This window comes from Flavobacterium keumense (assembly GCF_029866485.1).
Classification (GTDB): Bacteria; Bacteroidota; Bacteroidia; order Flavobacteriales; family Flavobacteriaceae; genus Flavobacterium; species Flavobacterium keumense.
Map to the genome: position 1 here is coordinate 853,670 of NZ_CP092332.1, position 12,795 is coordinate 866,464.

Annotated in this window: 14 protein-coding genes; 7 read left to right on the forward strand and 7 right to left on the reverse strand. The window is 34.4% G+C overall.

Features of this window, described 5'->3' with window-relative positions:
* The first annotated feature begins 83 nt into the window (after nucleotides 1-83).
* Together MG292_RS03640 and MG292_RS03645 are read left to right on the forward strand one after the other, a co-directional pair.
* Nucleotides 84-506 (forward strand): hypothetical protein, encoded by a 423-nt coding sequence (locus MG292_RS03640; RefSeq protein ID WP_264534053.1) that lies wholly within the window; start codon nucleotides 84-86, stop codon nucleotides 504-506.
* A gap of 65 nt (nucleotides 507-571) precedes the next feature.
* Nucleotides 572-1,054 (forward strand): septal ring lytic transglycosylase RlpA family protein, encoded by a 483-nt coding sequence (locus MG292_RS03645; RefSeq protein ID WP_264534052.1) that lies wholly within the window; start codon nucleotides 572-574, stop codon nucleotides 1,052-1,054.
* Here MG292_RS03645 and MG292_RS03650 read toward each other — a convergent pair whose 3' ends face one another.
* Nucleotides 1,055-1,522 (reverse strand): CYTH domain-containing protein, encoded by a 468-nt coding sequence (locus MG292_RS03650; protein ID WP_264534051.1) that lies wholly within the window; start codon nucleotides 1,520-1,522, stop codon nucleotides 1,055-1,057.
* A gap of 68 nt (nucleotides 1,523-1,590) precedes the next feature.
* Between MG292_RS03650 and dinB the strand changes: the two genes are divergently transcribed.
* On the forward strand, nucleotides 1,591-2,673 hold the full coding sequence (dinB, locus tag MG292_RS03655) for a DNA polymerase IV (protein ID WP_264534050.1): 1,083 nt from the start codon (nucleotides 1,591-1,593) through the stop codon (nucleotides 2,671-2,673).
* Nucleotides 2,674-2,918: 245 nt separating this feature from the next.
* Here the strand turns inward: dinB and MG292_RS03660 are convergent, their stop codons facing one another.
* The 6 genes from MG292_RS03660 to MG292_RS03685 form a co-directional block, all read right to left on the reverse strand.
* A complete protein-coding gene (locus tag MG292_RS03660) occupies nucleotides 2,919-3,680 on the reverse strand; it encodes a Bax inhibitor-1/YccA family protein (RefSeq protein ID WP_264534049.1) in 762 nt (253 codons plus the stop codon).
* 127 nt (nucleotides 3,681-3,807) lie between these two features.
* On the reverse strand, nucleotides 3,808-5,241 hold the full coding sequence (gene pyk, locus MG292_RS03665) for a pyruvate kinase (RefSeq protein WP_264534048.1): 1,434 nt from the start codon (nucleotides 5,239-5,241) through the stop codon (nucleotides 3,808-3,810).
* Between the two features lie 5 nt (nucleotides 5,242-5,246).
* A complete protein-coding gene (locus tag MG292_RS03670) occupies nucleotides 5,247-5,735 on the reverse strand; it encodes an IPExxxVDY family protein (RefSeq protein ID WP_264534047.1) in 489 nt (162 codons plus the stop codon).
* Nucleotides 5,736-5,848: 113 nt separating this feature from the next.
* Nucleotides 5,849-6,589 (reverse strand): ribonuclease III, encoded by a 741-nt coding sequence (gene rnc, locus MG292_RS03675; protein ID WP_264534046.1) that lies wholly within the window; start codon nucleotides 6,587-6,589, stop codon nucleotides 5,849-5,851.
* A gap of 9 nt (nucleotides 6,590-6,598) precedes the next feature.
* Nucleotides 6,599-7,852, reverse strand: coding sequence for a beta-ketoacyl-ACP synthase II (gene fabF / locus MG292_RS03680; RefSeq protein WP_264534045.1), 1,254 nt, complete (start codon nucleotides 7,850-7,852; stop codon nucleotides 6,599-6,601).
* A gap of 176 nt (nucleotides 7,853-8,028) precedes the next feature.
* A complete protein-coding gene (locus MG292_RS03685) occupies nucleotides 8,029-8,265 on the reverse strand; it encodes an acyl carrier protein (protein WP_007137004.1) in 237 nt (78 codons plus the stop codon).
* A 175-nt stretch (nucleotides 8,266-8,440) separates the two neighbouring features.
* Here MG292_RS03685 and purN point away from each other — a divergent pair, with 175 nt between their 5' ends.
* From purN to MG292_RS03705, 4 genes are all read left to right on the forward strand, one after another.
* Nucleotides 8,441-9,007, forward strand: a complete 567-nt coding sequence (purN, locus tag MG292_RS03690) for a phosphoribosylglycinamide formyltransferase (RefSeq protein WP_264534044.1) — start codon at nucleotides 8,441-8,443, stop codon at nucleotides 9,005-9,007.
* 46 nt (nucleotides 9,008-9,053) lie between these two features.
* Nucleotides 9,054-9,533 (forward strand): ribonuclease HI, encoded by a 480-nt coding sequence (rnhA, locus tag MG292_RS03695; protein ID WP_264534043.1) that lies wholly within the window; start codon nucleotides 9,054-9,056, stop codon nucleotides 9,531-9,533.
* Between the two features lie 106 nt (nucleotides 9,534-9,639).
* A complete protein-coding gene (locus tag MG292_RS03700; RefSeq protein ID WP_264534042.1) occupies nucleotides 9,640-10,563 on the forward strand; it encodes a PfkB family carbohydrate kinase in 924 nt (307 codons plus the stop codon).
* Nucleotides 10,564-10,634: 71 nt separating this feature from the next.
* Nucleotides 10,635-12,533, forward strand: a complete 1,899-nt coding sequence (locus MG292_RS03705) for an amidophosphoribosyltransferase (protein WP_264534041.1) — start codon at nucleotides 10,635-10,637, stop codon at nucleotides 12,531-12,533.
* The last annotated feature ends 262 nt before the right edge of the window (nucleotides 12,534-12,795 follow it).

Sequence of the window (12,795 nt, forward strand, 5' to 3'; positions counted from 1 at the left end):
ATTTGACGGCATTCTCTTTTAAAGAGAATGCCGTTTTTTTTTGCTAAATTTTTATTACATTTGAAATTCTAAATTAAAAAAATATGTATAATCTTATTCAACATTTTCATTCAGGATGGGCATACCTAGCCATTTTAGTATTAATTATAGCTGTTATTAATTCTTTTCTTGGTAAAAGTTCGAAAAAAGAGTTTACAGCTAAAGATAGAAAAGTGGCCCTATTTGCTTTAATCGGAGCTCACATTCAATTACTAATAGGATTCATTTTATATTTTTTATCTCCTCTTGGATCAGTAGCTTTGGGACAAATGAAAGAAGCTTCTTTGCGATTGACTTCATTGGAACATCCATTAATCAATATTATTGCGATTGTATTAATTACTGTGGGCTGGTCAAAACATAAGAAAGCGTCTTCAAGTGAAGCTAAATTTAAATTTATTGCTATTTTTTATGGAATAGGATTGCTATTGATTTTGAGTAGGATTCCATGGAATTTATGGTTCTAAAAAAGGTCCTTTTTAAGGACTTTTTTTATCGAAGTAATAACTGTGATTAAACTAACAAAGTATAGATGAAAAAAAGATTCGTGTTATTATTTTTTGTTGCTATGATAAGTTTCGCATTGAGTCAAACTACGACTTTGTTGAAACAAAAAGCAGTACCAGCAAAAGACACTATAAAGAAAAATAAACCAGTATTAGAGGGTCAACAGTCGATTGTAGATTCAACAGAGGTTAAACCCCTTAAGTTTAAAATTTATAAGAAATCAGTTATTGCCTCTTATTATGCGGATAAATTTAACGGGAAACGCACTACTAGTGGGAAAAAATTTAGCAATAGTGGTTATACGGCAGCCCATAAAAAATTACCTTTTGGAACTAAAATTAGAGTAACAAATGAGTCTAATGGCAATTCTGTTATAGTCGAAGTTACAGATAGAGGGCCATTTGTTCGTTCTAAAGAAATTGATTTGACCAAACGGGCTTTTATGGAGATTGCTCAAAATAAGAGAAGTGGAATGATGAAGGTGTCTATTGAAATTATTGAAAAATAGTTACCAACTTTTAAAAGGGTGTTTGCTTAGATACGAATTAAAATACCGTGGGTCTCGAGTTACTTCTTGCCCTAACCAAAGTGGTTTTTCAAAAATTTCTGATTCTGATTGCAACTCAACTTCTGCTATAATCAAACCTTCGTTTTCTCTGTGGAATTCATCTACCTCAAAAAGATGCTGTCCCAATTGAATTTCATAACGTGTTTTTTCGATCACTCCTTTCTCACACAGCAATAACAGTTCCTTTGCTTCAGTAATTGGAATTTCTTTTTCCCATTCAAATCTAGAAATTCCAGTCTCACTAGATTGTCCTTTAATAGTTAGAAAACCTTTTTCACCTTTTATACGTACGCGTACGGTACGTTCTGGTTCAGAATTTAAATACCCTTGTGCAATATGGTTTTTGCGCAAAGCATCGCTTTTAAATGCGTTTGATGTTACTAAAAATTTACGCTCTATTTCTATCATCGATATAATTGATTTTCTTGATTCAAAGTTAGGGTTTTCAACTAATCCTTTTTGTATAAATTTGTGCTATGCCTGAAATTAATTCCAATAGAAAAATCATTCATATTGACATGGATGCGTTTTATGCCTCTGTGGAGCAAATGGACAATCCTGAATTGAGAGGAAAACCAATTGCTGTTGGTGGTGCTGAAAACAGAGGAGTTGTGGCGGCGGCAAGTTATGAAGCTAGAAAATTTGGAGTTAGAAGTGCCGTTAGCGGTGTTTTGGCCAAAAAAAGATGTCCAGAACTCATTTTTGTAAAACCTCGGTTTGAACGCTACAAAGAAATTTCAAATAAGATTCATGCCATTTTTCATGAGTATACAGATTTGGTTGAACCACTTTCGCTTGATGAAGCCTATTTAGATGTTACAAATAACAAAAAAGGAAATCCAAGTGCTACTTTATTGGCACAAGAAATACGATTACGTATTTTGAATGAAGTAGGCCTAACTGCTTCGGCAGGAATTTCGATTAACAAGTTTGTCGCTAAAATAGCAAGTGATTATAACAAACCCAACGGACAAAAAACGGTTAATCCAGATGAAGTTCTTTCGTTTTTAGAGGAGTTGCCTATTCGTAAATTTTATGGCGTTGGCAAAGTGACTACTGAAAAGATGTATCAATTAGGAATTTTTACGGGATTAGAACTAAAGAATAAATCATTGGAGTTTTTATCTACCCATTTTGGTAAGTCAGGAGCTTTTTATTATCATGTTGTGCGCGGTATTCACAATAGCGAAGTGAAACCCAATCGAATTACAAAATCAGTTGCGGCAGAACATACTTTTGATACTAATCTATCTTCCGAAATTTTTATGTTGGAACAACTTGAAAAAATTGCAAGTAGCTTAGAGCGTCGTTTGAAAAAGCACAATGTTGCAGGAAAAACAGTGACCTTGAAAATCAAATACAGTGATTTTACTCAACAAACCAGAAGTAAAACGGTACCTTATTTTATTGCTGATAAAGGATTGATTTTAGAAAATGTAAAAGAATTGCTGTACCAAGAGCGAATGAAAGATTCGGTTCGGCTACTCGGAATTTCGTTGAGTAATTTGAATACAGAACAGAAGAAAACGGTAGTGGTGCAATTACAGTTTGCCTTTTAATTGTAAATAATAATTTAACCACATAGAAACATAGAAAAATGGAACAATTAAAAGAGAGGTTTAGATGTTTCATTTTTCACATAAGCAACTATGTGAAAAATAATCTGTTATTTCTATACCTTTTTTCTGAGATAAAAATTATCTATGTTTCTATGTGGTAAAAAAGAGAAGGCTAGAAGATCCTTTAATGAAAAACCCCATTACGATTCGCAATGGGGTTATATTTGTTGATAGAAAGGGCCTAATTAATCTTTACTGTTTAGTTTGGAAAGCAATCGTAAGAATTCTACATACAACCAAACTAATGTAATCATTAATCCCATAGCACCATACCATTCCATGAATTTTGGCATTCTTCTCGTACTTCCTTCTTCAATTTGATCAAAATCTAAAAATAGATTCATAGCAGCTATCACGATAACAAACGCACTGATCCCGATACTCGCCATTGAGTTTCCGTGATGCACAGGAGAGAAATTGGTAAATAAAGAAACTAACCAAGAAATTAGATAATAGGTTGCAATAGCTAGAGTTGCCGCGATAACAATTGATTTGAAACGCTCTGTCACTTGCACAATTTTATATTTGTATAAGCCTAAACAAACTGCAAATGTTACAAAAGTAGCCCCAACAGCTTGTGTTACAATTCCAGGATATTTTGCTTCAAAAATAGCTGAAAGGCCTCCAATGAACAAGCCTTCAAAAATGGCATAACCAGGAGCTAACACACCAGAATGTTGCGGTTTGAATGTTGCAATTATCACTAATACAAGCCCCATAATAGCTCCTCCAATCATTGGAATAGTTGGGTTTTGTCCATTAAAAGCCATCCACCAGGTAATCATAGCGGCCGCAGTTAAAAGTAAGAATAAAATCAAGCTTTTATTGATTGTTCCTGATAAGGTCATGGTTTGTTCATGACCAATTATAGTTGCTTCATGTACTTCTTCTTTGGTAGAATTAAATATTTTGTTGTTTAAAAACGGGTTTTTAGAATTTGAACTCATAGTAAATTTAGATTTAGTTATCCAAAAGTAAGCTATATTTTCATAAATAAATGTTTATTTATTCATAAAATTTCACATAAAAAAACCCTCTTTTGCTAGAGGGTTTTTAGAAAATTATAGGTTTTTGTTATTCGATTTCAGAAACTCTTAAGGTGTTTACCATTCCTTTTTCTGTAATAGGCATTGCGGCTAAATTAATTAAGAAATCTCCTTTTTCAACATAACCTTTTTGTCTTGCAATTTCATTTACATCGGTTACTGTGTCATCAGTACTTACAGATTTAGCATAGTAGAAAGATTTTACTCCCCATAAAAGATTCAATTGAGTTAAAATTCTTTTGTTGGATGTAAAAACTAAGATATGAGCAGAGGGTCTCCAAGAAGAAATTTGGAAAGCAGTGTATCCACTATTAGTTAAAGTACAAATCGCTTTTGCTTTAATAACATTGGCCATTTGGGCTGCGTGTTGGCAAATAGTTTTTGTAATGAAACGATTAGTTCGTACTTGTGGGGTGTTTTGAGGTACTTTAATAAGCGGTGAATCTTCAACAGCTTCAATAATTTGAGTCATTTTTTGAATTACCTGAACAGGGTAATTGCCTGTTGCAGTTTCCCCAGAAAGCATAACTGCATCAGCACCATCCATAACAGAGTTGGCCACATCATTTACTTCAGCGCGCGTTGGTGTTAAACTGCTAATCATCGTTTCCATCATTTGTGTTGCTACAATAACTGGTATACGAGCAGTTTTCGCTCTAACGATTAATTCTTTTTGTACCAATGGTACCTCGTGAGCAGGAAGTTCTACTCCTAAATCACCACGGGCCACCATTAAACCATCGCAGTAAGCCACGATTTTGTCCATGTTTTCAAGAGCTTCAGGCATCTCGATTTTGGCTACGATTGGGATTTTAACGTCAGAGTGTTTTGCAATTAATTCTTGCAAATCTTGTAGGTCTCTAGGCGTTTTTACGAAAGAAAGAGCAATCCAATCTACTCCTTGTTCAATAGCAAAAATAGCATCGGCAACGTCTTTTTCAGTCATTGCAGGAAGTGAAATCTTAGTGTTGGGAAGGTTTACCCCTTTTTTAGATTTTAATTCCCCACCTTGGATTACTTTGGCAATAACTTCTGTTTTTTTATCTGTTGAAACAATTTCAAAAATCAATTTTCCATCATCCAATAAGATTCTTTCTCCTGGATTTACATCATTTGGAAAGTTTTGGTATTTCATGAATACTCTTTCTTTAGTTCCAATAATGTCTTCAGCAGTAGTAAAGGTGATAATATCCCCATCATTAACTACTACGCCGTCTTCCATAACTCCTACACGAAGTTTAGGTCCTTGCAAGTCGGCTAAAATTCCAGTTGTATATCCATATTCGTCATTAATACTGCGAATAATATTGATTCGTTCTTTTACGTCATTATAATCAGCATGTGAAAAATTTATTCTAAACACATTTACCCCCGCCTCAATCATGTCCTTAATGGTCTCCTTTGTACTGCATGCAGGTCCTAGTGTGGCTACAATTTTTGTTTTTTTGTTTGTTTTTAGCATTTCTATTAAAAAATTAAATTGTTTTTAGATTTTATAGATTCTGGGTCCACAACATACACTGTTGATAAACTTTTAATTCTTTTTAATTGTTTTAAGATGTCAGCAATTATCACATCATCTTCATCACTTTCTATTTTCAAAAAATAATCCACCTTCTTAAGTTCGGGAAGTAAAAATACTTTTGTAGCCACTTCCTGAGTACTGTCAGAGAATAAATCTTGGTTAATTATTGTTTTTTGTCCAATAACTTCATTCTTGTTTTGTATTAAATTCCAAGAGATGAAATTATCTTCATCATTAAAGTAAAATCTTGAAAATTGAGTTTCACCTTCTTTAACACTAATGTGAATCTCTTCGTTGCTTTTACTTAAATTAATTGGAAAATGTTGATTAATAAAATAAGCCAATCGGTAATCTTCCAATGTGGTATGAATGGCAATTAGATGATAATCTATTTCATCAAATTCATCAAGATCTAATTTATGAATGGCCATCTCATCACAAAATAAGTTGTAAATATACTACTTCTATTTTAGCTTATATAAGGCAAAAGCACTAGTTTTTGTTAAATTATCAACGAAAACGTTGTAGGTTGAAGAAAATCGTATTATTTTTTATCTATTTTTTCTTGAAATGCAAAATAAGCCCTTTGAGAAGCTTTTTCTTCTGCCTTCTTTTTTGAAGAGGCTCGTGCTTTGGCAATTACTTTTTCATCAATACTTAATTTTACCCCAAAGAGTCGTTCTCCATTAATTCCGTTATCTTCAAAAATATCGTAATGGAACTGTCTTTTTTCTTTTTGACACCATTCAATTACTAAGCTTTTATAACTAATCACTTTTCCTTCTAGTCTTGCGATGTCAACATAAGGGACAATTACTTTTTTATAGATAAACTCCTTACAAAAATCATATCCTTTGTCTAGATAAATCGCACCAACTAATGCTTCAAAAATATTACCATGGATATTATCGCCAAAATGTTGAACAGGGACTTTACTTTCAACCAATTGAACTAAATTCAAGTCTTTGCCCAGTTCGTTCAAGTGTTCCCGGCTCACAATTTTAGACCGCATTTTGGTTAAGTAACCCTCATCTCCTGTAGGGACTTCATTGAATAAGTGTGCGGCAATTACAGCACTTAGCATCGCATCTCCAAGAAATTCTAAACGTTCATAATTCATTGGATTACCCCCTTCGTCTAAAATATTAGAGGAACGGTGCGTGAATGCTTTTTTGTAGAAATCAATATTCTTAGGGGAAAAACCGAGGATTTTTTCGACAGCACCAAAAAAAATCCCGTCTTCAAGAGAACGGGATTTTGAAAATATTTTTCTAATACTAAGCATAGTACTATTTTAGAAATCCAATTTTTTAACCAAAACACAGGCATTGTGTCCACCAAAACCAAAAGTGTTACTCATTAATACTTTAACGTCTCTTTTTTGAGCTACATTAAAAGTAAAGTTCAATTTTGGGTTGATGTTTTCGTCATCTGTAAAATGATTGATTGTTGGAGGAATGATCCCGTATTTCAACGATAGAATAGATGAGATAGTTTCAATTGCTCCAGCAGCACCTAAAAGGTGACCTGTCATTGATTTAGTCGAATTCAAGTTCATAGTGTAAGCGTGATCGCCAAAAACTTGTTCAATCGCTTTAGACTCGGCTAAATCTCCTAGAGGAGTTGAAGTTCCGTGCATATTTACACCATCTACATCTGTTGGTTGTAAACCGGCATCTCTCAAACAGTTTAACATTACATTTTTAGCTCCCAATCCTTCTGGATGTGGTGCCGTAATATGATGCGCATCAGCTGACATTCCGCCTCCGCCAATTTCACAATAAATTTTAGCGCCACGAGCTATTGCATGTTCATATTCTTCTAATATTAACGCTCCAGCTCCTTCGCCAAGTACAAATCCGTCACGGTCTTTGTCCATTGGTCTTGAAGCAGTTTTTGGGTCATCATTTCTGGTAGAAAGGGCATGCATAGCGTTAAAACCTCCCATACCAGCAATAGTTACTGCTGCTTCAGAACCACCTGTTACCATTACATCTGCATGTCCTAATCGGATATAGTTGAACGCATCAATAATAGCATTGGTTGAAGAGGCACAAGCAGAAACGGTTCCAAAGTTAGGGCCTCTAAAACCGTATTTTATAGAAATATGTCCACAGGCAATATCACCAATCATTTTTGGAATAAAGAAGGGATTAAATTTTGGAGTTCCATCGCCAGCAGCAAAATTCAAGACTTCAATTTGAAATGTTTCTAGTCCTCCAATTCCAGAACCCCAAATTACCCCAGCACGATCTTTATCTATTGTATCTAAATCAAAATTAGCATCTTTCATTGCCTCATCCGAAGATACCATAGCATATTGAGCATAGCGGTCCATTTTGCGAGCCTCTTTTCTGTCAATAAAATCTTCAACATTAAAGTTTTTAAGCTCACAAGCAAATTGTGTTTTGAATTTTGAAGCGTCAAAATAAGTGATTGGGGCGGCACCACTAACGCCATTAATTAGCCCGTTCCAATATTCTTGAATGGTATTTCCAATAGGAGTAAGGGCTCCTAAACCTGTAACAACCACGCGACGTAATTTCATAGCTTCTCTTTTTTATCTTTAAACAAACAAAACCCACGCTATTTCTCTGTATTAGTAGTACAAAAGAGCTGTGGGTGTTGGATTATATATGATTTTGATTGAACTTCAATCACCAATTTAAAATTAATAAAAATAATAACACCCGAGTACAAAAAAATGTATCGGGTGTGTTAATATTATTTTTTAGCTTCCTCGATGTAAGAGATTGCTTGACCTACAGTAGCGATGTTTTCTGCTTGATCGTCTGGAATTTGAATATCAAATTCTTTTTCAAACTCCATGATAAGTTCTACAGTATCTAAGGAGTCAGCTCCTAAATCGTTAGTGAAGCTTGCTTCTGTTACAACTTCGTTTTCGTCAACACCTAATTTGTCTACGATAATCGCTTTTACTCTTGATGCAATGTCTGACATAATTTTTAATTTTAGAATTTAATTTGTTGGCAAAAATAAAAAACTTTATTTTAAAACAACTATTTAGTTAATAAATGTGCGAACGAAAATATAAAAATTATTTTAACAAAGCTTTAGGAATGCTATTTTTTTCCAATTTTTATGCCTTTTTTTGCATCATAAATCGTTTGAAACAATGAAAAAAATTCTGGTGTTTGCTTCGGGTTCAGGAACCAATGCTGAAAATATTATTAGACACTTTAAATCAACAGGTATAGCCTCAGTAGTAGCGGTATTTACTAACAAAGCCGATGCTCAAGTAATTCAAAGAGCTGAAAAGTATCATGTTCCTACTCAAGTTTTTTCCAAAAACGATTTAGAAACAGGAAAAGTATTACAAAAAATAAATGCAATTCAACCTGATTTGATAGTTTTAGCTGGTTTTTTATTAAAATTTCCTGAAAGTATTGTTACGTCTTATCCGGATAAAATAATAAACATTCATCCAGCTTTATTGCCAAAATACGGAGGTAAAGGCATGTATGGCATGCATGTGCATAATGCTGTTGTTGCTAATAAAGAGCCTAAAACAGGAATTACCATTCATTATGTTAATGAAAATTATGACGAAGGCAATATTATTTTTCAAAAAGAAGTAACAGTCTTAATTAGCGATACTCCCGAAGTAGTTGCTGCTAAAATCCATGAATTGGAACAAGATCACTTTCCAGTAGTGATTGAAAAATTGATAACTAACGGATAAGTCAGTAGCAATCTGAATCCTATCCTTATAACCTCATAACCTTAATATGTCACACCAGGTTCATATATATACCGATGGCGCTGCAAAAGGGAATCCAGGTCCTGGAGGCTATGGCGTAGTTATGGAATGGGTGGGACAACCGTACAAAAAAGAATTCTATGAAGGTTTTCGCCATACTACTAATAATAGAATGGAATTATTGGCAGTAATTGTTGGTCTCGAAAAATTAAAAAATCCTAACACTAAAGTTCTTGTGGTTTCCGATTCTAAATATGTAGTAGATTCAGTAGAAAAAAAATGGGTTTTTGGTTGGGAGAAAAAAGGTTTTGTTGGAAAAAAAAATCCCGATTTGTGGAAACGCTTTTTATTGATTTACAAAAAGCATCAAGTTGATTTTAAATGGATCAAAGGCCATAACAACCATCCTCAAAACGAGCGTTGCGATGCATTAGCGGTTATGGCTTCGACTCAAAAATCACTTTCGGTGGACGAATTTTACGAAAAAGAAGAGCAGAAGTTGCTGTAATAGTACAATTTATAGGATGTAAAATTCCCTTCACTTTGCTTCTTTGAACCTTTGCAACTCTAAAACTTATAAACTATCTTTGCCCCTTAATTTCGAAACTAAAATAATGAACAAATTATTGATTGTTGGAACGGTTGCTTTCGACGCTATTGAAACTCCGTTTGGTAAAACAGATAAAATTTTAGGTGGAGCAGGAACCTATATTGGGCTTTCGGCTTCTTTTTTCAATTTGCAATCGGCAATTGTTTCAGTAGTGGGAGACGATTTTCCACAAGAATATTTGGATTTATTGACCGCTCGAAATATTGACATTTCAGGTCTTGAAGTCGTTCAAGGAGGTAAAACTTTCTTTTGGAGTGGTTTGTACCACAACGATTTGAATTCTAGAGATACCTTAGCAACTGAATTGAATGTATTGGCAGATTTTCAACCTAAAGTACCTCAAAATTTTAAAGACGCTGAAGTAGTGATGTTAGGAAATTTACACCCATTGGTACAGAGTAGTGTTTTGGACCAAATGGAAGTAAAACCTAAGTTAGTTGTTTTAGATACAATGAACTTTTGGATGAACTGCGCCTTACCAGAATTATTAGACGTGATGAAACGTATTGACGTAATCACGATTAATGATGAGGAAGCGAGACAACTTTCGGGAGAATATTCATTAGTGAAAGCAGCGGCTAAAATCCATACCATGGGGCCTAAATATATTGTAATTAAAAAAGGAGAACACGGCGCCTTATTATTCCATAATGAGAATGTATTTTTTGCGCCAGCACTGCCTTTAGAAGAAGTTTTTGACCCAACTGGAGCGGGAGATACGTTTGCAGGGGGGTTCACAGGATTTATTGCACAAAGCGAAAACGTATCGTTTGAAAACATGAAAAATGCAGTAATCTATGGTTCCAATTTGGCTTCGTTTTGTGTAGAGAAATTTGGAACAGAAAGAATGCTTGCTTTAGATAAAAACGAAGTAGTATCTAGATTGCAACAATTCAAATCATTGACACAATTTGATATCGAATTATAATAACCTATGCCTCGAATTTTCGGGGCATTTTTATAAAAAAATAAAACAACACAACCAATTATTATACAACAATGAGCGATGCTTTACAACACGAATGTGGAATAGCCTTAGTGAGGCTTTTAAAACCGCTTGAATTCTACAAAGAAAAATACGGATCAGCTTTTTACGGAATACAAAAAATGTATCTGTTGATGGAAAAGCAACACAATCGTGGACAAGACGGAGCAGGGTTTGCGAGTATTAAATTAGACGTAGCACCGGGTGAAAGATACATCAGTCGTGTGCGTTCTAATGCATCACAGCCCATACAAGATGTTTTTGCTCAAATTAATGAAAGAATTAATTCAGAAATCAATTTACATCCTGAGTACTTGAATGATGTAGCACTTCAAAAAGCCAATATTCCGTATTTAGGAGAATTGTTTTTAGGGCATGTGCGTTATGGTACTTTTGGTAAAAACAGTATTGAAAGTGTGCATCCCTTTTTGCGTCAGAATAACTGGATGCACCGAAACTTAATTTTGGCAGGAAACTTTAATATGACCAATGTTAAAGAATTGTTCCAAAGCTTGGTTGAATTGGGTCAGCACCCAAAAGAAATGGCAGATACGGTAACGGTAATGGAGAAAATCGGACACTTCTTAGATGATGCAGTAACCGATTTGTACCAAGAATGTAAAAATGCGGGTTTAAATAAAAGAGAGGCTTCACCTGTTATTGCCGAGAAATTAGATGTAGCTCGAATTTTAAGACGCGCCTCTAAAAATCTAGATGGGGGGTATGCTATGGCGGGACTTTTGGGTCATGGAGATGCTTTTGTGTTTAGAGATCCAGCTGGAATTCGCCCAGCCTATTATTACCAAGATGATGAGGTAGTGGTAGTAGCTTCTGAACGACCTGTTATCCAAACCGTTTTTAATGTGCCTTTTGAAAGTGTCCAAGAGATTGAGCCAGGGAATGCTTTAATTATTAAGAAAAACGGAAGTACTTCTATTGATCAAATTTTAGAACCTACTGTAAAAAAAGCCTGTTCCTTTGAACGTATTTATTTTTCAAGAGGAAGTGATGCAGAGATTTATCAAGAAAGAAAAAAATTAGGGAAATTAATTTTGCCATCGGTTTTAAAAGCCATTGATCAAGATACAGATAACACGGTGTTTTCGTATATTCCAAATACAGCCGAAACCTCATTCTACGGATTGGTTGAGGCAGCTCAGGATTTCTTGAACCAAAGAAAAAATGATTATATACTCAAAAACCGAAATACTTTAACCGCGCAAACCTTACAAGAGCTTTTAAAAGTCAAAATTCGTACAGAGAAAGTAGCTATTAAAGATGCAAAACTAAGAACGTTTATTACCGAAGATAGTAGTCGTGACGATTTAGTGGCTCACGTGTATGATGTGACGTACGGAGTGATAAAACCAACAGATAATTTGGTTATTATTGATGATAGTATTGTTCGAGGAACCACTCTGAAAATGAGTATAATCAAAATGATGGATCGTTTGAAACCAAAACGTATTGTGATTGTATCTTCGGCACCACAAATTCGTTATCCAGATTGTTACGGAATTGATATGGCAAAACTAGAAGGTTTAGTTGCCTTTAGAGCTGCTTTGGAATTACTGAAAGAACGTAATTTATACCATATTGTTGACGAAGTGTATACCAAGTGTAAAGCACAAGAAAACTTCAAAGATGCTGAGGTGGTTAATTATGTTACGGCTATTTATGCACCTTTTACTCCAGAAGAAATCTCAGATAAAATTGCAGAGATGCTGAGTTCTCCAGAAATTAATGCAGAGGTAAAAATTATTTTCCAAACGGTAGAAGATTTACATACAGCATGCCCTAAAAATTTAGGAGATTGGTATTTTACAGGAGATTATCCAACTCCAGGTGGAAATAGAGTAGTGAATCGTGCTTTTATGAATTTCTACGAAGGGAAAGACGCTAGGGCGTATTAAAATAGATAGAAAGTCCTTTTGTCGAGTATTTAGGTTGTTTGTCTAAATAAATTGATTTATGGGAATTACAGACATACCTTTACACTACCATTTACATTAGTAGGTTGAGTTTATGGTAGATTTGGGGCAAAAGAGGAGGAAGCAATTCCTCCTCTTTTATTTTTTTACCCTTTCAAATAAGCTGTTTTTGAACTCGAATACGAATCCAAAAATCCTTTAATCAGTTTTAGGAAAAGATCAATCTAAGAATCTGCTGTAAGAG